This is a genomic window from Methylobacterium organophilum, assembly GCF_022533465.1.
Lineage (GTDB): Bacteria > Pseudomonadota > Alphaproteobacteria > Rhizobiales > Beijerinckiaceae > Methylobacterium > Methylobacterium organophilum.
In genome coordinates this window covers 931,989-950,923 of record NZ_CP092848.1, presented here as the reverse complement: position 1 = coordinate 950,923, position 18,935 = coordinate 931,989, and the positions used below count along the sequence as shown (strand labels likewise).

General features: G+C 75.2%; 23 protein-coding genes and 1 pseudogene. 1 reads left to right on the top strand and 23 read right to left on the bottom strand.

Going from position 1 to position 18,935, the window contains the following annotated elements:
• Positions 1-27 precede the first annotated feature (27 nt).
• The 23 genes and pseudogenes from ccmE to MMB17_RS04265 all read right to left on the bottom strand — a co-directional run bounded on the left by ccmE (position 28) and on the right by MMB17_RS04265 (position 18,030).
• Positions 28-534 carry a cytochrome c maturation protein CcmE gene (ccmE, locus tag MMB17_RS04375; protein ID WP_241101198.1) on the bottom strand — a complete coding sequence of 169 codons (507 nt, stop codon included), beginning with the start codon at positions 532-534 and terminating at the stop codon, positions 28-30.
• Between the two features lie 146 nt (positions 535-680).
• Positions 681-2,180, bottom strand: coding sequence for a c-type cytochrome biogenesis protein CcmI (ccmI, locus tag MMB17_RS04370; RefSeq protein WP_241101197.1), 1,500 nt, complete (start codon positions 2,178-2,180; stop codon positions 681-683).
• Positions 2,181-2,400: 220 nt separating this feature from the next.
• Positions 2,401-3,816 (bottom strand): ATP-binding protein, encoded by a 1,416-nt coding sequence (locus MMB17_RS04365; RefSeq protein ID WP_238314091.1) that lies wholly within the window; start codon positions 3,814-3,816, stop codon positions 2,401-2,403.
• Entirely contained in the window at positions 3,813-4,280 is a 468-nt protein-coding gene (locus MMB17_RS04360; RefSeq protein ID WP_238314093.1) for a DUF2335 domain-containing protein, read from the bottom strand. Before MMB17_RS04360 ends, MMB17_RS04365 begins: the two co-directional genes overlap by 4 nt.
• Positions 4,246-4,455, bottom strand: coding sequence for a hypothetical protein (locus MMB17_RS04355; RefSeq protein ID WP_238314095.1), 210 nt, complete (start codon positions 4,453-4,455; stop codon positions 4,246-4,248). Before MMB17_RS04355 ends, MMB17_RS04360 begins: the two co-directional genes overlap by 35 nt.
• Positions 4,456-4,554: 99 nt before the next feature.
• Positions 4,555-5,232, bottom strand: coding sequence for a response regulator transcription factor (locus MMB17_RS04350; protein ID WP_238314098.1), 678 nt, complete (start codon positions 5,230-5,232; stop codon positions 4,555-4,557).
• 43 nt (positions 5,233-5,275) lie between these two features.
• Positions 5,276-5,653 carry a PepSY domain-containing protein gene (locus MMB17_RS04345; protein WP_241101196.1) on the bottom strand — a complete coding sequence of 126 codons (378 nt, stop codon included), beginning with the start codon at positions 5,651-5,653 and terminating at the stop codon, positions 5,276-5,278.
• A 73-nt stretch (positions 5,654-5,726) separates the two neighbouring features.
• Entirely contained in the window at positions 5,727-5,945 is a 219-nt protein-coding gene (locus tag MMB17_RS04340; protein WP_241101195.1) for a hypothetical protein, read from the bottom strand.
• A 33-nt stretch (positions 5,946-5,978) separates the two neighbouring features.
• Entirely contained in the window at positions 5,979-6,332 is a 354-nt protein-coding gene (locus MMB17_RS04335; protein WP_241101194.1) for a hypothetical protein, read from the bottom strand.
• A 39-nt stretch (positions 6,333-6,371) separates the two neighbouring features.
• A complete protein-coding gene (locus MMB17_RS04330) occupies positions 6,372-6,878 on the bottom strand; it encodes a hypothetical protein (protein ID WP_241101193.1) in 507 nt (168 codons plus the stop codon).
• 26 nt (positions 6,879-6,904) lie between these two features.
• Positions 6,905-7,492 (bottom strand): lysozyme, encoded by a 588-nt coding sequence (locus MMB17_RS04325; RefSeq protein ID WP_241101192.1) that lies wholly within the window; start codon positions 7,490-7,492, stop codon positions 6,905-6,907.
• A gap of 37 nt (positions 7,493-7,529) precedes the next feature.
• Positions 7,530-9,050 (bottom strand): DUF2793 domain-containing protein, encoded by a 1,521-nt coding sequence (locus MMB17_RS04320; protein ID WP_276518055.1) that lies wholly within the window; start codon positions 9,048-9,050, stop codon positions 7,530-7,532.
• 42 nt (positions 9,051-9,092) lie between these two features.
• Positions 9,093-12,985: pseudogene (locus MMB17_RS04315) on the bottom strand (baseplate multidomain protein megatron).
• A complete protein-coding gene (locus MMB17_RS04310) occupies positions 12,982-13,452 on the bottom strand; it encodes an NlpC/P60 family protein (RefSeq protein WP_241101191.1) in 471 nt (156 codons plus the stop codon). Before MMB17_RS04310 ends, MMB17_RS04315 begins: the two are co-directional and overlap by 4 nt.
• Positions 13,453-13,508: 56 nt before the next feature.
• The gene (locus MMB17_RS04305; protein WP_241101190.1) at positions 13,509-14,402 is read right to left on the bottom strand and encodes a DUF2163 domain-containing protein; all 894 of its coding nucleotides are present in this window, start codon (positions 14,400-14,402) and stop codon (positions 13,509-13,511) included.
• Positions 14,403-14,420: 18 nt separating this feature from the next.
• Entirely contained in the window at positions 14,421-15,056 is a 636-nt protein-coding gene (locus MMB17_RS04300; protein ID WP_241101189.1) for a DUF2460 domain-containing protein, read from the bottom strand.
• A 9-nt stretch (positions 15,057-15,065) separates the two neighbouring features.
• Positions 15,066-15,695, bottom strand: a complete 630-nt coding sequence (locus MMB17_RS04295) for a phage tail tape measure protein (protein ID WP_241101188.1) — start codon at positions 15,693-15,695, stop codon at positions 15,066-15,068.
• Between the two features lie 12 nt (positions 15,696-15,707).
• Positions 15,708-15,926, bottom strand: coding sequence for a phage tail assembly chaperone (locus tag MMB17_RS04290; protein ID WP_420847328.1), 219 nt, complete (start codon positions 15,924-15,926; stop codon positions 15,708-15,710).
• On the bottom strand, positions 15,923-16,252 hold the full coding sequence (locus MMB17_RS04285) for a gene transfer agent family protein (RefSeq protein ID WP_241101187.1): 330 nt from the start codon (positions 16,250-16,252) through the stop codon (positions 15,923-15,925). Before MMB17_RS04285 ends, MMB17_RS04290 begins: the two co-directional genes overlap by 4 nt.
• 3 nt (positions 16,253-16,255) lie before the next feature.
• The gene (locus tag MMB17_RS04280) at positions 16,256-16,666 is read right to left on the bottom strand and encodes a phage major tail protein, TP901-1 family (RefSeq protein ID WP_241101186.1); all 411 of its coding nucleotides are present in this window, start codon (positions 16,664-16,666) and stop codon (positions 16,256-16,258) included.
• A 10-nt stretch (positions 16,667-16,676) separates the two neighbouring features.
• On the bottom strand, positions 16,677-17,087 hold the full coding sequence (locus MMB17_RS04275) for a DUF3168 domain-containing protein (RefSeq protein WP_238314124.1): 411 nt from the start codon (positions 17,085-17,087) through the stop codon (positions 16,677-16,679).
• Positions 17,084-17,425 carry a head-tail adaptor protein gene (locus MMB17_RS04270; protein WP_238314126.1) on the bottom strand — a complete coding sequence of 114 codons (342 nt, stop codon included), beginning with the start codon at positions 17,423-17,425 and terminating at the stop codon, positions 17,084-17,086. Before MMB17_RS04270 ends, MMB17_RS04275 begins: the two co-directional genes overlap by 4 nt.
• 23 nt (positions 17,426-17,448) lie before the next feature.
• Positions 17,449-18,030 carry a head-tail connector protein gene (locus tag MMB17_RS04265; protein WP_241101185.1) on the bottom strand — a complete coding sequence of 194 codons (582 nt, stop codon included), beginning with the start codon at positions 18,028-18,030 and terminating at the stop codon, positions 17,449-17,451.
• A gap of 42 nt (positions 18,031-18,072) precedes the next feature.
• On the opposite strand from MMB17_RS04265, the gene MMB17_RS04260 reads away from it, so the two are divergent.
• Positions 18,073-18,846, top strand: coding sequence for a trypsin-like serine protease (locus tag MMB17_RS04260; RefSeq protein ID WP_241101184.1), 774 nt, complete (start codon positions 18,073-18,075; stop codon positions 18,844-18,846).
• The last annotated feature ends 89 nt before the right edge of the window (positions 18,847-18,935 follow it).

Below are 18,935 nucleotides of genomic sequence, written 5' to 3'. Positions count from 1 at the left end.
GGGTCTCCTTCTTCCGGTTCCGGGCCATCACCGCTCGCTGCGCTTGCCGATGGGGGCGCCCGTCTCCGCCTGCGGCGCGGCGGGCGCGACGCCCTTCTCCCCGCCTTCCTGCCAGCGGCCCTGCGCCTTCAGCGCGTCGGCGACCTCGCGGGGCATGTATTTCTCGTCGTGCTTGGCGAGCACGGTGTCGGCGCGGAAGATGCCGCCGGCATCGAGGGTGCCCTCGGCCACCACGCCCTGTCCCTCCCGGAACAGGTCCGGCAGCAGGCCCTGGTAATGCACCGGCACGCTCGCCTTGGTGTCGGTCACCGAGAAATCCACGCTCTGGTTCGACCCGCGCTTGAGGGAGCCCTCCTCGACGAGGCCGCCGAGGCGGAAACGGGTGCCCGGCGCCACGCCCTGGGCCGCGACCTCGGCCGGGGCCCGGAAGAAGACGATCGACCCGCTCATGGCGGAGAGGATCAGCCCGAGGGCGAGGGCGAGCACGGCCCCGCAGGAGGCGATCAGGATCAGACGTCGGCTCTTGCGGGTCACTTCGCGATTCCGCCCCGGATCGCTGCCGCGCCGCGGGTGCGATCGTGTTTTCGAACGATGATAAGGTCGGGTTTCGGCCGACCGCCCCGCGAAATCAAGGTGCGCGGCCGGGACCGATTGTCAGGGTGGGGACGATTGCGGAGGTCTCAGGGCTTGAGGTCGAGCTCGCGGGCGAGGGCGTCGAGGCGTTCGGCGGCGCCCCTGTCGGCGGCAAGGGCCATCTTCGCCCGGTCGAGCGCCTGGGTCGCGGCCGGGCGGTCGCCCAGCGCGTTGTAGGAGCGCACGAGCCGCATCCACTCGTCGACGCTGCCGCCCTTGGCCGAGAGGCGCCGGTCGAGACCCGCCACCATGTCCCGGATCATCTTCTCGCGATCGGCCTCGGGCATGGCGCGCATCGCCGCCGCGGCCTCCGGGTCGATGCGGGCCGGCCCGGGCGGGGGCTCGCTCCGCGGCGGCTGAACCTGGGACAGCCCGAGTCCGGCGACCTGCGCCTCCAGGCTCTCCCGGGCCGCCGTGTCGCCGGACAGGGCGGCCCGGCCCCGCTCCAGCGCCTCGCGTGCCTTGTCCGGCTGGTCGAGCGCCCCGTAGGAGCGCACCAGACGCGCCCATTCCTCCGGCGTGCCGCCCTGCTTGGCGAGGCGCCGGTCGAGCCCCTCGACCATGCCGCGGATCGCATCCATGCGCTGGGAGGGGGGCAGCGCCTGGAGATTGGCCGCGGGCCCGGCGGCCGGTGCGTCCGGCTTCGTGTCGGGCGTGGGCTTCGTCTCCCCCGCCGGCTTGCCGGCCTCGGCCTTCAGCCGGGCGAGGCTGTCGCGCACGCCGCCCATCCAGGAGGCGTCGGCCGGACCCTGGGCTTCGAGCGCCGCCAGGCGGCGGATGGCGCCGTCGAGGTTGCCCGCCAGCTCGTCGGCCCGGGCGAGGTAGAATTGCGGCTTGGGCGCCTTGGGATCGGCGGCGACCGCCCGGTCGAACAGCGTGCGCGCCTCCGGCGGCACGTTGCCGTCATTGGCCGCGACCAGGGCCTCGCCCCAATCCGACAGGATCGTGGCGTTCTCGCCCTTCAGGCGGGCCACGGCGGCGAAGGCGCGGGCGGCCTCGTCGAAGCGGCCGAGCCGCATGTAGACCGGGGCCAGCACCTCCCAGCCGCGGGCGTCGTCGGGATGGCTCGCGAGGCGCGCCTCGATCTGGCCGATCGCCTTCATCAGGTCCTGGCCGCCGGCCTGGGCGGCCTTGCGGTCGTCCTCGGTCTGCGAGGGCATGTTGGGCGAGCCGTAGAGCCCGTAGACGACGAGGGCCACCAGCGGCACGGTCGAGAGGGCGAAGGCCGCCGCGGCCCGGCGCTGGCGCAGATGGGGTTCGGCGAGATGCGGGCCGTCCCGATGGTCGGCGGCTTCCTCGCGGCTCGCCCGCAGCAGGCGCCGGGCGGCCTCCGCCCGCGCCGATTCGGCCTCCGCCGGGGCGATCAGCCCGCGGGCGAGGTCGCGCTCGATCTCGGCGAGCTGGTCCTCGTAGAAGCCGGTCTGCGTCGCGAGCCCCTCCGGCTCGCCGGCCTGGGCCTGCGGCTTCGGACGGCGCGTGAGCGGCCAGAGCAGCGCGAGCACGGCCGCGCCGGTCATGAACGCCAGGATGAACCAGATCGCCGTCATTGAACCTTACAGAGTGCCGGGGCTTCGCGGCCAGCGCCCCGCACCGGATCGTGGATCCGCGGCAAGTCGACAGCTCCCCTCGTCCCGTCCCGAGCATCGGGTGCCTGACGGCCCGCCGCCCATGGCCCGCTTGACCGCGAGCCGCCGCGCCTTAGCACGGACGAGGCCGAACGTAACCGCGCCGGGGCCGCGCGCGATGTCGCTCCGGGGCGGGGCCGCCCTATCGCTGGGCCGCCCCGGCCGGGGCGTCGCCCGGCACTTCCAGCACGGCGCGCAGCCCGCCGATCGCCGCCTGCTCCAGGCGGAAGCGGCCGCGATAGAGCGCGGCGAGGTCTGCGACGATGGACAGGCCGAGGCCGGAGCCGGGCTTGGTCTCGTCGAGGCGGCGCCCGCGCTTGAGCACGGCGGTGAGGTCCGCCTCGGGCAGGCCCGGACCGTCATCCTCCACCGCGACGATCAGATGTGGAAAATCCTGCTCGCCGACCGCGGCGGCCGAGATCGCCACCCGGCCGTTCGCCCATTTCGAGGCGTTGTCGACGAGGTTGCCGACCATCTCCTCGAAATCCTGGCGCTCGCCGCGGAAGCGCAGGCCCGGCGGGACCTGCACCTCGTAGGCGATGTCCTTGTCGCGGTAGATCTTGCCGAAGGTGCGCACCAGGCCGGCCAGCGCCGGTTCGACCTCCGTCGAGGCGCCCAGCGTGCCGGCGAGCGCCGCGGCCCGGGCCCGGTCGAGGTGATAGTTCACCTGGTCGCGCATCACCGCGGCCTGCTCGCGGATCTTGTCGGCGAGCTCGGGGGGCGCCTCGCCGCCGCCGACCTCGTTCACGATGATCGAGAGCGGCGTCTTGAGGGCATGGGCGAGGTTGCCGACCTGGGTGCGCGCCCGCTCCAGGATCTCGCGGTTGGTCTCGATCAGCAGGTTGATCTCGCCCGCCAGGGGGGCGATGTCGCGGGGATACTCGCCGTCGATGCGGTCGGCCTCGCCCCGGCGGATGGCGCCGAGCGCCGTGCGCAGCTTGGTCAGCGGCGCGAGGCCGAAGCGGATCTGCAGGAGCGCCGTCACGGCCAGCGAGAAGCCGAGCAGGCCGAAGGTGACGAAGAGGGAGAAGCGGAAGCGGTCGACGTCGTTGACGATCTCGTCCGCCGGTCCCGCCACCCGCACGGTGTAGCGCCCCTCCTGGCCGAGATCGACGTCGCGCTCGACGATGCGCAGGAGCCGGTCGTCCTGGCCGTGGCCGTAGCCCTGGCGGATCTGTCCGATCGTCGCCGTGCCGGCCTGGTCCGGCCCCTTCAGGGGCACGCCGACCAGAGAGCGCGAGCCGCGCAGGTCCCGCGGCCGCGCATCGGGCCGCCCGACCTGCCAGTACCAGCCGGACAGGGGCAGGTCGAAGCGCGGGTCGCCCAGCGCGAAGGAGCGCGTCTCCGGATCGTTGGGCGAGACGAGGTCGGTCGCGAGGTTGTTGGCGTAGACGAGCAGCCGGCTGTCGAAGCCGCGCTCGGTGTTCTCCCGGTAGAGCGTGGTCAGGATCCAGGCGGCCAACACCAGGATCGCCGTGCTCGACAGGAGCGAGGACACCGCAAGGCGGACCGCGATGGAACGGCGGCGCAGGGGCAGCCAGGCGAGGCGGTCGGTCATGGCGGTGGCAAAGGGGCGGGCGTGTCGACCCGCTTGACGGAACGCCGGTAAAGAAAGGCGCCCACGACGGAAACGATGGTGCCGCCACCGATCGTGGCGGCGACCCAGGGTTCATGCATCCAGATTGCGAAGGCGGAGACCCCGAGCGCCGTCAGGGCAAACAGGACCGCGCTGATCTGACCGAGGGCCTCGCGCCGTACGGTGGCATCGAGCGCCGTTCGCTCGTAGGCGCGGCGGTGATCGGCCTCCAGCTCCCATTGCCGCAGGATGCGCTCCGGGGCATCTGGAACGATACGCTGAAAATCCTCCAGGATGGCCGGTGGCGGGAGAGGACCCTTCCAGAACGCACCGTGTTCCAGGAAGACGGAGGATTCGTTCGGTTCGCTCGTCCGGCCCTGGTCGGTCGGCCCCGGCTGTCGCGCGGGCGAGCTAGACCGCCGGGGTTTCCGCACGGAGCCGCTCACGCACGATCACACGGCGCATATCGTTGCCGATCCGAAGCCCGTCGAGGCGCAGGGCCTCGGCCTCGTCGCGATGGGGATAGCGCAGCGGTGCCTCCGGTGCGGGCCAGATCGACGCGAGGGCACCAAGACCTTCCAGGAAGCTGCCAAAGCGCGTCTTGCGCTCATCTGAGGGCATCGAGGGTTCTCTGCCTTGCGGTCGCGGTTGCTGCATCTCGGGTGCAGGCTGCGGACCATGCCATGAAACGCGCGCCCTGCGTAGGGACATGACCCCCGCTCACCCCCGCCCGGTCGGCTGGTTCGGGTCGACCAGGTAGCCGAGGCCGCGCACGGTCTGGATCAGGTCCACCGCGAGCTTCTTGCGCAGGCGGCCGACGAAGACCTCGATCGTGTTGGAATCCCGGTCGAAATCCTGGTCGTAGAGATGCTCGGTCAATTCGGCGCGGGAGACGACCCGGCCGGTATGGTGCATCAGGTAGGAGAGCAGCCGGTATTCGTGGCTGGTGAGCTTCACCGGGTTGCCGTCGACGAAGACGCGGCCGGAGCGGGTGTCGAGGGTCACGGGGCCGCAGGCGATCTGGCTGGTGGCGTGGCCGGCGGCGCGGCGCAGCAGGGCGCGCACCCGGGCCATCAGCTCCTCCATGTGGAAGGGCTTGGTCACGTAGTCGTCGGCCCCGGCATCGAAGCCGTCGACCTTGTCCGACCAGCGGTCGCGGGCGGTGAGGATGATGACGGGCGTCTTCACGCCCGCCCGGCGCCAGCGCTGCAGCACGGTGACGCCATCGGCCTTGGGCAGGCCCATGTCGAGGATGATGGCGTCGTAGGGCTCGTTCTCGCCGAGATAGCCGCCCTCCTCGCCGTCGAAGGCCTTGTCGGCGACGTAGCCGGCCTCTTCCAGGGCGTTGACGACCTGCCGGTTGATGTCCCGGTCGTCCTCGACGACGAGCAGACGCACGTGAACCTCCTCGAAACCGTTGCGGGCCGCCCCACCGCCGGCCCTACCACTGCCCCGCGACCTGACCGGACTGGGCGTCGACCATCACCTTCACGAACTGCCCGTCCCGCCGCAGGGCGGTGAGCAGATAGACGAGGCCCTGGTCGTGCCGGCAGAGGGTGGCGCGCTGGATCTCGGCCCGGGGAATCACCTGCCGCGCCGCGCGGATCGCCGCAATGGGGGCGACGACGCGCTTGTCCGCCACCGCCTCGCGCAGGTCGGCGGGCGAGAGGCAGTCATCCCCCTTGTTCAGGGGTTCGCGGGGGATCTGCGGCTGCGCGGCGGTGACGGCGCCGGTCTCCTCGGCGAGCGGCCCAAGGCCGTCCGTCGCGAGGAGCGCGACGGCCGGTACGGCGAGCAGCAGGACGAGGGCGAGACGCATGGGCGGCACTGTCGAGTTCAGGCACTGAATGCGCCCTGAATGGAGTCGGTTGCGCGGTGCGACGAAGGCGCCTTCACTCGGGCAGGATCACGGGCGCAATCCGCGTCCGCACCCCCTGCAGGGCGTGGCGGGCGAGGGCCTGGCCTTCGAGGGCGTCCTGGGCCGCCAGGCGCAGGGCGCCGAGCGAGCTCTCGAAGCCACGCTGCGCGGCGCGCAGGCGTCCCTGCGCCGCCAGGCACCGGGCGGCCTCGCGCCGGCGGCGGATTCCGCGCGGGATCTCGAAGGGCCCCATCGTCATCTCCATCGTCGTGAAACGGGGGGGGCGTCACGGCCGCGCCCGCCCCTGGATCTCGGCCAGGCGCCGCAGGATCTCGTCGAAACGGTCGCGGGCATGCCCGTCGCTGCGGTCGACCCCCTGCGCGATCTCCCCGACGAGCCGGGCCAGCTCCTCCAGCACGCGGCTGCGGGCCTCCAGCGCCGCGGCCACGGCGGCGTTGGTCTGGGAGGCCCGTTCCAGGGCGGTGGCGGTGCTGCCCGCCTCCTCGATCCGGGCCTGCGCCGCGCGCGTGCCCTCCCGGTGGAGATGCAGGCAGGCGAGCCCGAGCAGCACCGCGACGATCCAGCCCGCGCCCGCCTCGGACAGGAGCAGGCGCGCGGCCTCGATGGCGATCCGGTCCACGGGCGGCCTCCTGCGGCGTCGGGGCGGCCCGGCCCGCCCTCAGGGGCGGGCGAGGGCCGGGGCGAGGGTGTTGGCGCGGGTGGCCTCGGCTTCGAGCGGAAGGCTACGGAACACCTTCTCGGCGAGGCCCGTCTCGCCGCCGGCCGCCCGCACCAGCCAGGCCGGGGCCTGATCGAGGGCGCGCTGCACGGCCTGGGCGATCACCGCGGAGCCGATGGGCACGGAGAGGGTGCGCCCGCGCGCCGCCCCGGCCACGGCGTTGAGCGCGTAATCCGTGGCGTTGCGCACCAGGCGCTCGACCAGGGTGCTGGTGACGAGGAAGCGCAGCGGCCCGGCGAGCCGCGCCGTGGCCCCCGCGGCGGCCGCGGCCAGGGCGGGCGCCGCGATGCCGCCGAGCGCCTGCAGGCCGGCGGCGAGGGCGTCGCCCCAGGGCAGCAGGATCTCCGCGCCCGCGGCACGGGCCGGGCTGCAGGCCCCGGCGAGGCCGAGGACGGACAGGGCGAGGAGGGCGGCAGGGGTTCGTGCGGGACGGTTTCGTGCGGTCATGGCGATGTCTCCGAACGGCGTGTGGGTCAGCGGCGGAAGAGGCGGGCGAGGGCGCGGCGCAGCCAGCCGGGCCGCGCTGCGGCGCCCGGAGGCGGGGTCTCGGCGGGGGGCGCCTGCGCGGGCCATGCGACCGGCTGCCGGTCGTCGCGGCGGGCGCGGGGCAGGGCGGTGGCGTAGGGCGTGCGGAACTGGTCGTGTTCGCCTTGGCGGCGGGGGATCAGTGCGGCCGGCCGGTCCCACATCAGGATCGCCTGCGCCGCGCCGTCGCGATCGCCGTCCCGCAGGCGCCGCAGCACGGTGGAGCGCAGGAAGGCGGTGGGTCCGATGTTGAAGCAGAGGGAGACGAGGGCGTCGAAGGCGTTCTGCGGCAGGTCCTCGCCCGGGGATCCGGCGAGGGCCTCGCGTACCGTCCGGGCGTAGCGGGCCACGTCCCGGGCGAAGAGCGCGTCGCATGCCTGCGCCGTGATGGTCAGGCCCGGCACGACGACGGGTGGCCCCGCGGCGGCGGTGTGGCCGACGCCGATCGTCCAGATGCCGGCGGAATCGCGATAGGCCTCGAGCCGGCGTCCCTCGCGGGCGACGAGCACGGCGCGGCCGATGGGGCTGAGCTCCATGGAAATCTCCGGCGATGGTCGAGGGACGAGACGGGCCTCAGCCCCGGCACAGGATCCAGACCTCGCCGCGGCCACCGGCGCCCCCCGGGCCGGAGGCAGCGCCGTTGCTGGCGCCGCCACCCCCGCCCCCGCCGCCGCCGGGAAGGCCGCCATTGCCGCCGGCACCGCCGGAGCCCGAGCCGTTGGCCGGTCCGGCCCCGCCGCCGCCGCCGCCGCTCGCACCTCCGCGGATCCAGGCCTTGGCCGCCCCGTTGTTGCCGCCGAGCCCGACGGCGCCTCCTGCGGCGGTGATGGCCCGCCGTCCCGCATTGCCGAGGATGTAGCCCTGTCCACTCGGGCCGCCGGCGGTCGCGGCCTCGCTTGCCGAGATACCGCCGCCACCCCCGCCGCCGCCACTTCCCTGGAGGCCGTTTCCGCCGGATCCGCCGGCGCCGGCGCCTGCGGAGCCGGTGCCGCCGCTCCCCACGGCCAGCACGCTCAAGCCGCCTCCGCCCGTGCCGCCGCCGGCTGCCGCCGTGGCGCCTGCGCCGCCGGCACCCCCGCCCAGGGCCGTCAGCAGGATGACGGAGCCGTTGGCGACCGTGGTGTTGCTCCCGGCCGTGCCGCCGCTGCCATTGGTCGAATCCGCGGTCTGGGCCGGTGCGCCGGCCCCGCCGGCGCCGATCGTGATGGCGAGCGTCGCCGGAAGGTCGTCGGCGAGGAATTCCTCCACGACCAGGGCGCCCGCGCCGCCGCCCCCGCCTCCGGCCCGGACCGTGCCGGCGGCGCCGCGGCGCCCCGCGCCGCCCCCGCCTCCGCCACCCATGGCGAAGATCGTCACCATGCGCGCCCAGGCGGGCCTCTCCCAGGTGCCGGAGCCGGTGAGGGCCGTCACCTCCGTGCGCAGGGCGCCGCGCTCGAAGCTGACGAGGCCGCTGCTCCGGTCGACGCTGAAGGCGGTCGACCAGGCGCTTCCGTCGGCGCTGACCCGGAGGCTCAGGTCGTCGCTGCCGACGAGCCCGATCTCCGCCCGGCCCGAGAAGGCGCTCTGGAGCAGGAGGGACAGGACATTGGCCGCCCCCTCCTTGTTGAGGGTGTAGCGCAGATCCCCGCTCCCGCCCTCGGCGGCGGGCCTGGCGGTCCAGAGGGCCTTGTTGAGGCGGGCCGCGAAGGGATTCTGCGCATCCGCCTGCGTGCCGATCCCGAGAAGGGCGAGGTTCTGCAGCCCGGCGATCGTGCTGCGCAGGTCGATCCAGGCGGAGCCGGTGAAGGCGTAGAGGGCGCCCTCGTCGAGGAGGAAGGCGCACCAGCCCGGCCGGGGTGCGTAGCCCGTCCAGACGCCGTCGCGGAAGGCGGCGACCTGCCCCGACAGGCCGCTCCAGGCCCCGGTCGGGTTCGCCGCGAGGACCAGGTAGCGGTCTCCCTCGTTCGGCACGGCGGGCGGCGCCGCGAGGTCCTTGTCGAGGCAGGCGAGCTGCACCAGCGCGTCGAGGTCGGCGAGCGCCTCGTTGTGGGTGACGTGCTTCTGGGCCTGCCCCGCCGCGAGCAGCGGCAGGCGCAGGTTCTCGGTCTCCGCCATGCGGGGCTCCGTCGTCGAGGGGCTTCGGGAAGAGGCGGCCGTTCAGGCCATGCGCACCGGCAGGCGCGCCTGTGTCGCCGGGCCGGGGCCGGTCACGGCGCCGAGCTGCGCCACCGAAACGGTCAGCGTGTCCTGCGGGCCGCCGAAATCGGCGCTCTCCTGCGCCTGGGCATAGAGGGCGCTCGCTTCGTCCGTCTCGAGGCTGCGCAGGGCGCTGCCATCCGCGCCCAGGATCGTGACGCGGTAGCGCTCCGGCGCGTCGAGGGGGATCTCGGCGGCCTCCCAGGCATCGGCGTCGCGCAGCGCGCGGCGGATCCAGGAGAGCCGCACGCCCTCCGCCTCCCGCCGCGCCCGCAGATGCACCGGAGACAGCGGCCGGTAGGCCAGGAGGCCGGCGCTCGCCTCGAAGCCGGTGGAGGCCGGATCGGCGGGATCGCGCTCGGCGGGCACCGCCCGGTAGCGGAAGGCCCGTCCGGCCTCGTCCAGGCGTTCCACCAGGGGCTGCACGGCCCCGTCGTCGAGACGCACGAGCAGGCTGCCGGCGGGGGCGGTCCGCGCCGCGGCGGCCTCGCTGCCGGCGAGCCCCCGCAGCAGCCGGGACAGCCGCCAGCGGCCCGCGCCGATCAGCGCCACCCCGGCGGCCGCGAGGATCTCGACCGTGCCGTCCGGGGTCCGCAGGGCGAACAGGTTGCCGCCGCCGAGGGCCTCGGCTTCCGAGATCGCCGCGAACCCCTCGGCATGGCGCAGGGCGACCTCGAAGCCGGCTCCGCGGTCGAAGCGCCAGAGCGGGCCGGGCGGCAGCGCCGTCAGCGTTTCCCCGAGGCAGGCCGGATGCTCGATCAGGCGCTGCAGGGCGAGGCCGGCGCCCTCGCCCTCCGACCGCCAGAGCGCGACCCGGCCCGGCCAGGGATCGGCGGCCACCGCCACGTATTGCAGGGCGGGCGGCGTGCCCCGGGCGATCGGCAGGTCGAGGGCGACGGCGAAGGGCGGCCCCGGCAGGGCGGGCGGCGCGCGCCGCGGCGCGCGGTCCCGGACGCGGCGGCGGGGCTGTCGGAGGCCGGCGGCACCGCCCGCGCCTCGATCCGCCGCCCCGCGGCCGAATCCGCGATCCGCTCGATCCGGTAGAGGCCGCCTCCGGATTCTTGGGGCAGGATCAGGCGGTCCCCCGGCTCCGCCGCGATCTGCCGGGGGCTGAGCGTCAGGCTCGCGCTGTCGCGGCCGGCCAGGGCGGTCTCCAGCACCGCTTCCGCCAGATCCTGCGCGCTCGCCCGCCGCGTCACCACGGCCGTGTCGAGGCGGCTCTCCCGGCGGCGCTGGCCGCCCGGGCGCAGGGCGGCGGCGGTGGCGCGCCGGTAGTCCGGGTTCTCGGAATCGGTGAAGGCGAGCGCGACCGAGCGGGGCAGCTCGCTCTCCTGCGCCCGCACGAAGCGAAGCGGCGCCTCCCCGTCGCGCGGGCGCACGAGATCGTCGGCCCGGAGCGTCAGTGCGGCGGCGCGGCCGGGGCCGCGGATGGTCAGGGTGCCGGCGCCCGCGCGCACGTCGAGGCCGAAGAGCTGGACGAGGGGTTCGAGGGCGCCGCGGGCGGAGAGCGGCCGGTCGATCACGTAGCCGTCGAGGAAGCCCGCCGCCTCGCAATCGAGCCCGCCCGCCTGGCCGAAATCGGCCAGGATCGCCGCGATCAGCCGGTCGAGCTCCATCCCCTCGATCCGGCCCGTGAGCCAGTGGCCGCTGCGCCAGTTCTCCGCATCCGCCCAGACGCCGTCGAAATCCGGGAAGGCGGGGAAGGGCCGCGCATCCCAGCACCAGGCGAAGAGGCGTGCCGGATCCACCATGCGGCCGGGGAAGGCGGCGGCCTCCGGATTGTGGGCCGCCTCGAAGCCCGGCATGGCGGGATCGAAGCGGGCGACGATCGCCTCCAGGCCCCGGGCCTGGATCAGGTCGTCGCGGAACCCCCGCGAGAAGGGTGGCAGGGCGTTCTCGGAGGACTTGGCGTCCGGGAAGGCGTTCGGGCCGTTGCTGCCCCGGTCGACGGCGGGGATGCCGATCTCGGTGAGCCAGATCGGCTTGCTCCCGGGCACCCAGGCGGTGGCGCCCGTCTCCACCCCGTTCTCCCGCTCGACATGCGGGTTCGACCACCAGGAGACGAGGTCCTTGGCCCGGTAGGTCCAGGGCCGGCCATAGGCCCCGTCCGTGATCGGGGTGCGGATCTGGGCCGCCCGGTCGGCGGCGCTGGCATAGAACCAGTCGAAGGCCTCCCCCGATCCGAGCCGGCCCTTCAGATAGGCGCGGTCGTAGATCTCCGGCGCCTCGGCGGCGTCGCGATGCGCCGTGCCGTCGCGCCAGTCGGTGATCGGCGGGTAGTAGTCGATGCCGACCGCGTTGAGGGCCGGGTCGGCGAAGAGCGGGTCGAGGGGGAAGCGCAGGCTCGCCCCGTCGTCGCGGATATGGGCGCCGTACTCGGTCCAGTCGGCGGCGTAGACGAGCGTCACCGACGATCCCAGCCGTGCCCGCACGTCCTGGGCGAGCCGGCGGAAGGCGGCGACCGCCGGATAGGCGCCGCCGGGGCCGCGCACCCGGGTCAGCCCGACGAACTCGCTGCCGATCACGAAGCCGGAAAGCCCCCAGGCGGCGGCACGGTCGGCATAGTGCAGGACCATCCGGCGATAGCCCTCCGCCCCGTCGAAGAAGGCGGCGACCTGCTCGGCGGCGGCCGCCGTTCCGTCGACGCTGCCCGGCGCCCCGGGGGCGGGATGGCAGGTGATGCGCCCCCGCCAGGGATAGGCCGGCTGCGGCTGGTCCGGCGCCTGTGGGTCGGGCAGGGCGTTGCCGGCGGGCACGTCCATCATCACGAAGGGGTAGAGCACCACCTTGAGCCCGCGCCGCGTCAGTTCCGCGACGAGGCGTTCGAGGGACGCGTCGTCCGGCGTGCCGCCATAGGCCGGCCCGCCTCCGGGCCGCGTCGAGACGGTCCGGGCGGTGGCACGCGTCAGGCCGGCGACGCTCCAGGCCGCGCCGAAGGTGGCCTTGCGCGTCGAATCCACCCGCGGCGTCAGGGTGCAGGCGCCCGCCCGCAGGTCGTCGCCGAACCAGCTGACCACCACCGACACCGCCTCGAGCTTCGGGCAGAGCGCCTGCAGGGCGTCGAGGGAGGCGACCACGTCGCTCGCCCCCTGGAGCTGGAAGCGGTTGGCCGGCTTGGTCGCCCCGAACCCGGCATCCTCGGTGACGGGGCGTGGGTCGAGCCCGAATTCCGTCGCGCCGGGGATCAGGCAGACCGCCCGCAGGTGGCTGGCCAAACCGGCCACGGGGCGGATCACCTCGAAGGCGAATTGCGGGATGCGGTTGCCGAACTCGGCCAGGGCCAGGTTCTCGAACACCACATAGGCGAGCCCGCGATAGGCCGGGGCGTTCTCCGCCCCCTCCTTGGCGACGATCAGCGGATCCGGCATCTGGTCCGGCCCGCCGCGATGCACGCGGTAGCTCAGCCGGGTCAGGTCGAGCTCGGTGCCGTCCGCCCAGATCCGGCGCACCAGGGCGATCTCCCCGGCGCAGAGCCCGACCGCGAGGCTGACGGAATAGCTGTAGGCGGTGGTCACGACCTTGCGGCCGCTCCCGCCCTTCGAGCCGGACTGCGTGCGCGTCACCGTGGTGTTGGCGGTCTCGAGGGGCCGCGTCGCCCAGATCAGGGTGCCGCCGAGGCGGGCGCGGCCGTAGAGGCGGGGAATGGGATCGCCCTCGGTCGAGGTCAGGCCGGCGAGGTCGGTGAGCCGCGGCCCCTCGACGAAGCGGGGGCCGGGGGCGCCGGGGCCGAACAGGGCGCGGTCGAGCGCCCCGCCGGCCGCCGCGCCGAGCACCTGCCCGATCCCGGCCCCGATCGGGCCGCCGAGGGCCGCGCCGATGGCGGAGCCCGCCGCCTGCAGGACCAGCGTGGTCATCGCGGCTCCTCCCGGTCGGGAAAGCGGAAGGCGGCGGCGAGGTGCCGGCGCCACCAGGGGGTGAAGGCGATCTCGGTGACCGCGGCGCCGTCCTGGGCATGCACCATCGCCTCCGGGCCGGTGGCGATGGCGCAGTGCTTGGCCGGCAGATGCGCCCGGAAGGCGAAGAGCAGCACGTCCCCGGGCGCCGGCCGGTAGCCTGGCCCCGCGGGAACCGGGATCAGGTGGCGCCGCGCCGCCTCGGCCAGCAGGTCGCGCCCGCCGGGCACGGCCTCGGCCCAGCCGGCGGGATAGGGGGGCGGCGTCTCCGGCTCGGCGCCGTGGATCTCGGCCCAGACCCCGCGCACGAGGCCGAGGCAGTCGCAGCCGACCCCCTTCAGGCAGGCCTGGTGCCGGTAGGGCGTGCCGATCCAGCCGCGCGCGGCGGCGACGATTCTTTCGCGCAGGCGCGGGGAAGCGGGCGGCATGGGCGATCCTCCGCGCGACGGGACGGAACGATGGGTCGGGTGGGCGTTCGGCCGCCTCAGCGGAACAGGCTGCCGCCGTCGAGGCCGGGGCCGCCGCTCGGAGCGGGGCGCAGCACGAAGTCGTTGCCGGGCATGTGCGGGAAGCCCTGGAAGTTGAGCCCGTTGGCGAACTTTTCGCGGCAGGTGGCGAAGGCCTTGTCGCAGCCCGCGGTCAGGGTGACGGCGTCGCCGGCGGCCACCGCGCGCGCCGGGGCCTGCCAGAGCTCCAGCAGGATCTCGGTCCCCGTCCCCGCCTGGGTGCGTATGTCGGCGGAGAGCCCGGCATTGGCGCCCGTCTCCCAGGCGAGGCGCCCGCCGCCGAACCAGCCCTCCGCGACGGAAGCGGCCAGGCTCACCCGCAGCTGCGTCGCGGACGCGATCTCCGCGACCGTGCCGGTGCCGCGGTAGCGCGGATCCGTCAGGTCCACCCCGCAGCGGGCCTCTCCGAGGGCGGCGTCGCAGGCTGCCCGGAAGGTGCGGCCGGATTCCGCGTCGAGCCGGTGCATCGGCCCGCGCAGCTCCGCCACGAAGGCGGTCCCCGCCCGCCGGATCTCGCCGATCTCGGCGCGATCGAGCAGCAGCCGGGCCTCGGGGGCACGCCAGTCGACGAGCCAGGTCTCGACGGAGGCCCCGTCATAGAGCCCGGCGGCGACGTCGGCTTCCGCGATCGCCGCGGCGCTGAGCGCCCCGGCCACCTCGCCCCCGCCCACGGCGAAGCCGAGCTCGGCGCTCGCCTCCGCCGCCTCCAGCCCCGTGCGGGCGGCGAAGGCGGTGCCGTCGAAGGCGAGGTCGCGGTCGTGGTCGGTGAAGCCGAGGGCGAGCCCGTCCCGGCGCAGCAGCCGCCAGCAATGGCACAGGGTCGTCGCCCCGTCGGCGAGCCGCGCGGCGAGGTCGGGAGGAAGGGCGCGCATGGCGGAGGGGTCCCTCACCTAGGGCAGGATCTCGATCAGCGGCACCCGCGGGATCTCCCCCGCGGTGAAGGCGGCGAGATCGATGGTCAGGTCATCGGTGTCGAAGCGAACCGGCACGTCGAACTCGTAGCCGGCGGTGATCGCCGCGCCGCTCGGGGGCGCCGCCGTGAAGACGACGAGGCCGGTGGCCGGGTCGCAGGCGAAGGCGGAGGCCGCGCGCTCGACCCCGTTCACCGCGACCCGCACGCTGCCCGCCACCGGCTTGCGGATCGTGCGCAGATAGGGGAGCGGCCCGTCGCCATAGGTCTTCACCAGGGAAAAGCCCTTCGTGCTGCCGTCCCCCGTGCCGATCCGCTGGTCGAGGGGCGTGACCGGCGCGCTCGGCGGGCCGGAGCGGTGGTCCACCCGGTCGCGGTAGCGGAAGCCGTAGAGGCGGCCCCGCCGCGCCTCGAAGAAGCCGAGCACCGTGTGCAGGGCGTCCAGGGTGCGGATGCCGAGCCCGGCATCGTAGCGCCGGCGCGAATCCGCCCAGCGGCTGTTGCGGTGCTCCCGGCCGGAGGCCAGGGTCACGATCTCGGTGAGCCGGCTCGGGCCGCCGCTGCCCTTCAGGGCCACGTCGAGGGGGAAGCGCACTTCGTGGAAATCCTCGGCCATGACGCGTCCTCACAGCGCGCGCCGGCCGCGGGCGACGGCCCGGGCGAGGGTGGCCGCCACCTGCGCCTCCGAGCGGCGGAAGCTCTCCGCATCCGGCGTCGTGATGTTCACCGTGACCGCGACCGGGCGCTCGCCCCCGGAGGCGGCGACGCCCAGGCGGCCGTCGCTGCCCCGGCGGAGGGGCATCACCGCCTCCGGCCCGGCCTCGCCCATCAGCCCGGTGCCGTTGGCGAGGGGGAAATAGGTCGGCGCGGCCACGATTCCGCCGGCCGCGAAGGGCTGGACCCGGCCGGAGGCGATCCCGCCCGGGAAGGCGGCTCCCTTGGCGTAGGCCGAGACCCGGCCGTTCTCGATCACCCCGCCCCGGGCCAGCGCCTCGTCGGCGCCGGAGAAGCGGCCGAGCACCTGCGTGACGAGGTTGGCCACGCTCCGCCTCACCGGCACCGCGGCGGCCCGGAGGGCGAGACCGGCGAGCCGGGTCGAGAGGGTGTCGAGCACGCTGTCGAGCTGGCGTCCCGCGCTGAGGGAGCTCGTCAGGGCCTGGGTCAGGGAGCGGCCGAAGCTGCGGGCGAGCCTGTCGAGGGATTCGAGGCTCTTCACGCGCTCCGCGTCGCTGCGGGTGGCATCGTCTTCGGCCATGCGGCGTCCTCGTCAGCAGGGATCGGGATGGGCGGCGACGAGCCGGTCGAGATCGGCCCGGGTCGCGGCGGGTGCGGGCCGCGGCCCGGCCGCGGCGGCGAGCTCCCGCGGCGTCGCCGCCCAGAAGGCGGCGGGCGTCCAGCCGAGGCGGTTGAGGGCGAGGGCCATCGCGGCGTCCCACGGGAAGGCGAAGGCCTGCGCCTCCGCTGCCGTCCCTCCCGTGGGTCTCAAGGGCGGGGGGCGTCCTCCGCCGTACCGAAGGCGGCCTCCACCGCCTCGCCCAGCGCCCGCACGATCGCGTCCAACCCGCTCGCCAGGGGCAGGGCGGCCACGGCCCGGTCGTCCAGGGCGTGGCCGCCCCCGCGCAGGGCGGCGCCGAGCAGGATGATCAGGTCCCGGCTGCGCAGGCGCCCCTCGGCGAGGCGCCCGGCCAGCGCCACCGCATCCGCCGCCTGGAAGGCCTCCTCCAGCTCGGCCAGGGCGCCCAGCGTGAGGCACAGGGTGTAGCGCTCGTGGCCGAGCACCAGGGGCACCTCGCCCCGTCTGCGGTTCGCCATGGCTCAGGCTGCCGTGAAAGAGAGGGCGCCGGCGGATTCGAGGGTCATGTCGTAGGTGACCTCGCCGGCATGGTCGCCCCGGTATTCGAGGCTCGTGACCTGGAACGGCCCCTCGATCGTGCCGAAGGCCGGCACCACCACCTGGAAGGTCTCGATCGCCCCGTCGAAGAACAGGGCGCGCAGGCGCAGGTCCGAGGCCTCGTCGCGGAAGACGCCCGCCCCGGTCACGGAGGCGCGCCGCACCCCGGCGCCCGCGAGCAATTCGCGCCAGCGCCCGGCGGAATCGGCGTTGGTCACGTCCACGCTCTCCGCGTTGAAGGCGATCTGCCGGGCGCGCAGGCCCGCCACCGCCACGAAGCCGCCGCTGCCGTTGCCGGCCCGCAGCAGCAGGTCCTTGCCCTTCTGTGCGCTCATGGGATCCCCTTCAGGCGATGGTTTCGGTGACGGCTTCGAAGGCGAGCACCGCCCGCGTCTCGCCGGTGGCGGCGTCGCGGGCGGCGCTGGTCCGGGCGATGCGGAAGCTGACGAGGGCATGGCCCTGCGGCGCGGGCGCGCCCGTTTCGAGGCGGGCCGCGACGGCCTCGGCCGCCTCCAGGGCGCTGCGGGCGGAGCCGGGCCGGCCATGGATCACGAGGTCGAGGGCGTGGCGATGGCGCCGTGCCCCGTCGACGGAATCGTCGCGCGCCTCCGCGGGGCCGAACACGGCATAGACGGGGGCGGCGCCCCGGGGCGGCTCGTCGTAGAGCCGGACTTGGCCCCCCATGAGGGCGGCGAGGGCGGTATCGCCGGAGAGGCGCGCGAGGATCGCGCCGCGCAGGGCGAGGAGCGGGCTCACGGCAACGCCTCCGGCAGGATCTCCTCGACCAGGCAGACGAGGTCGCAGCCCCGCCCGTCCGGATCCTCCGCGCTGCGGATCGCGAAACGGCGCGGCCCGGCGGAGAGGCGCATGGCCGGCGTGATGCCGGCGCGGAAGCGCAAGGCGATGCGGTGGGTGCCGATGCGGTCGGCCCGGCCGCCGCGGATCTGCGTCTCGGCGCCGAGCGCCTGCATCGCCCCCCACAGGACCGGGCCGGCCTCGTAGCGGCGGATCCGCCCGCCGAAGCCGTCCGGCGTGTCCACGGGCTGTTCGAGCACGAAGCGTCGCCGCCGCGCGCCGATGGGCACCTGCGTCATGGTCGGGGTTCCTGGTGGGCGGGTCAGAGCCGGAGCCGGCGATGGGGCGCGATCAGCGCCAGGGCGGTCTCGGGCAGGGCGGTGCGGCGGCCGGGGCCGTCGCCGCGGTTCTCGAAGGCGTCGGCCACGGCGAGGCGCAGGGCCTGGAGCAGGGGCGCGGGCACCGGTGGCCCCGGCTGCGGTCCCGCCCCGCCGCAGCCGGCGCTCAGCTCGATCAGGGCCGCGCCGTCGCCGAGCGGAGGCCGCTCCCCGGTCAGGAGGAGGCAGGGCGCCTCCCAGGGATCCGGCCCGAGCCGCAGGAGGCCGGCGGGCAGGGGAGTCGCGGTGCCGGCGGCATCGACCTGCTGCACGCTCGCGATGCCCGTGAGCGGGCTCAGGGGCACCGGCACCACGCCGCAGGCCGGCCAGGCCGTCAGGGTGATCCGCCAGCGCCCCGGAGCCAGCAGGCGCCGGCTCTCGGCTTCCACCGCCTGGCGGGCGGCGGTGATCAGGCGGGCGAGGAGGTCGTCCTCGTCCGTATCGTCGGGATCGAGGCGCAGATGGCCGCGCATCTCGGACAGGCTCACCGGCTCGACGGCGCTGCTGTCGACGCGTATCGGGGTCAAGGCATCCCTCCCGTTCCTCTCGTCTCGCCGGGACCGCTTCCGATGGCCGCTTCCCGTCCCGCCGGCCCGCGCCGGATCACGGCCCGCCTCGTCCTCGCCGGGGCCCTGGCCGCGACGCTGGCCTGCGCCCCGGGACCGGCCGGCGCGATCGTCGGCGGCCGGGAGGCGGCGGACACGGATCTCGCCCGCGCCGCGGTGATGGTGCTGACCTCGGCCGGGGGCGTGTGCACCGGCGTGGTGGTGGCCCCCGACGCGGTGCTCACCGCCGGCCATTGCGTCGCCGGGGCGGCGCAGAACCGGGTCCATTTCCGCGACGAGGCCGGGCAGCCGGTGCTGATCGAGCCCTCGGCCCGCCTGGTGCATCCGGGCTACGACGCGGACGCGATCCGCGGGCGCACCCGCTCGATCGACTTGGCGCTGCTGCGCCTGCCCGCGGCCCTGCCCGCCCGCTTCCGGCCGGCGACGCTGGCGCAGGACGTACCGGGGGCGGGCACCCCCCTCGAACTCGGCGGCTACGGCGCGGCCCGGGACCGCGACCGCAAGAGCCTCGGCCGCTTCCGCATCGCCACGCTGCCGGTGGTCGAGCCCTACGGGCCGAGCCGCATCCTGCTCTGGCTCAAGGCGCCCCGCGCCGGGGGCTGTAACGGCGATTCCGGCGGCCCGATCGTGCAGGGAGGCGCCGTGGTGGCGCTCGCCGCCTGGGTGAAGGATGCCTGCGGCGGCCTCACCCAGGGCATCCTGCTCGGCCCGCAGCGCGGCTGGATCGACGCCACGCTTCGCCCCTGGGGCGCCGGGGCGTCCTGGCGCGGGCCCTGAGGGCGGCGATCGGGTCTCCCCCTTGTCCCGCGGGGTTTCGCCCGAGGGCGGACGGCCCGCGCGCCGTGCCTGATGGCACGGATCCGGCT

Coding starts and splice junctions, on each gene's coding strand:
- ccmI (WP_241101197.1), bottom strand. CDS start 2,180: ATGACGGCGATCTGGTTCATCCTGGCGTTCATGACCGGCGCGGCCGTG.
- MMB17_RS04270 (WP_238314126.1), bottom strand. CDS start 17,425: ATGACGCAGGTGCCCATCGGCGCGCGGCGGCGACGCTTCGTGCTCGAA.
- MMB17_RS04320 (WP_276518055.1), bottom strand. CDS start 9,050: ATGGCGGAGACCGAGAACCTGCGCCTGCCGCTGCTCGCGGCGGGGCAG.
- MMB17_RS04325 (WP_241101192.1), bottom strand. CDS start 7,492: ATGGAGCTCAGCCCCATCGGCCGCGCCGTGCTCGTCGCCCGCGAGGGA.
- MMB17_RS04340 (WP_241101195.1), bottom strand. CDS start 5,945: ATGGGGCCCTTCGAGATCCCGCGCGGAATCCGCCGCCGGCGCGAGGCC.
- MMB17_RS04305 (WP_241101190.1), bottom strand. CDS start 14,402: ATGCGCGCCCTTCCTCCCGACCTCGCCGCGCGGCTCGCCGACGGGGCG.
- MMB17_RS04300 (WP_241101189.1), bottom strand. CDS start 15,056: ATGGCCGAGGATTTCCACGAAGTGCGCTTCCCCCTCGACGTGGCCCTG.
- MMB17_RS04285 (WP_241101187.1), bottom strand. CDS start 16,252: ATGGCGAACCGCAGACGGGGCGAGGTGCCCCTGGTGCTCGGCCACGAG.
- MMB17_RS04280 (WP_241101186.1), bottom strand. CDS start 16,666: ATGAGCGCACAGAAGGGCAAGGACCTGCTGCTGCGGGCCGGCAACGGC.
- MMB17_RS04365 (WP_238314091.1), bottom strand. CDS start 3,816: ATGACCGACCGCCTCGCCTGGCTGCCCCTGCGCCGCCGTTCCATCGCG.
- MMB17_RS04345 (WP_241101196.1), bottom strand. CDS start 5,653: ATGCGTCTCGCCCTCGTCCTGCTGCTCGCCGTACCGGCCGTCGCGCTC.
- MMB17_RS04310 (WP_241101191.1), bottom strand. CDS start 13,452: ATGCCGCCCGCTTCCCCGCGCCTGCGCGAAAGAATCGTCGCCGCCGCG.
- MMB17_RS04330 (WP_241101193.1), bottom strand. CDS start 6,878: ATGACCGCACGAAACCGTCCCGCACGAACCCCTGCCGCCCTCCTCGCC.
- MMB17_RS04355 (WP_238314095.1), bottom strand. CDS start 4,455: ATGCCCTCAGATGAGCGCAAGACGCGCTTTGGCAGCTTCCTGGAAGGT.
- MMB17_RS04260 (WP_241101184.1), top strand. CDS start 18,073: ATGGCCGCTTCCCGTCCCGCCGGCCCGCGCCGGATCACGGCCCGCCTC.
- MMB17_RS04295 (WP_241101188.1), bottom strand. CDS start 15,695: ATGGCCGAAGACGATGCCACCCGCAGCGACGCGGAGCGCGTGAAGAGC.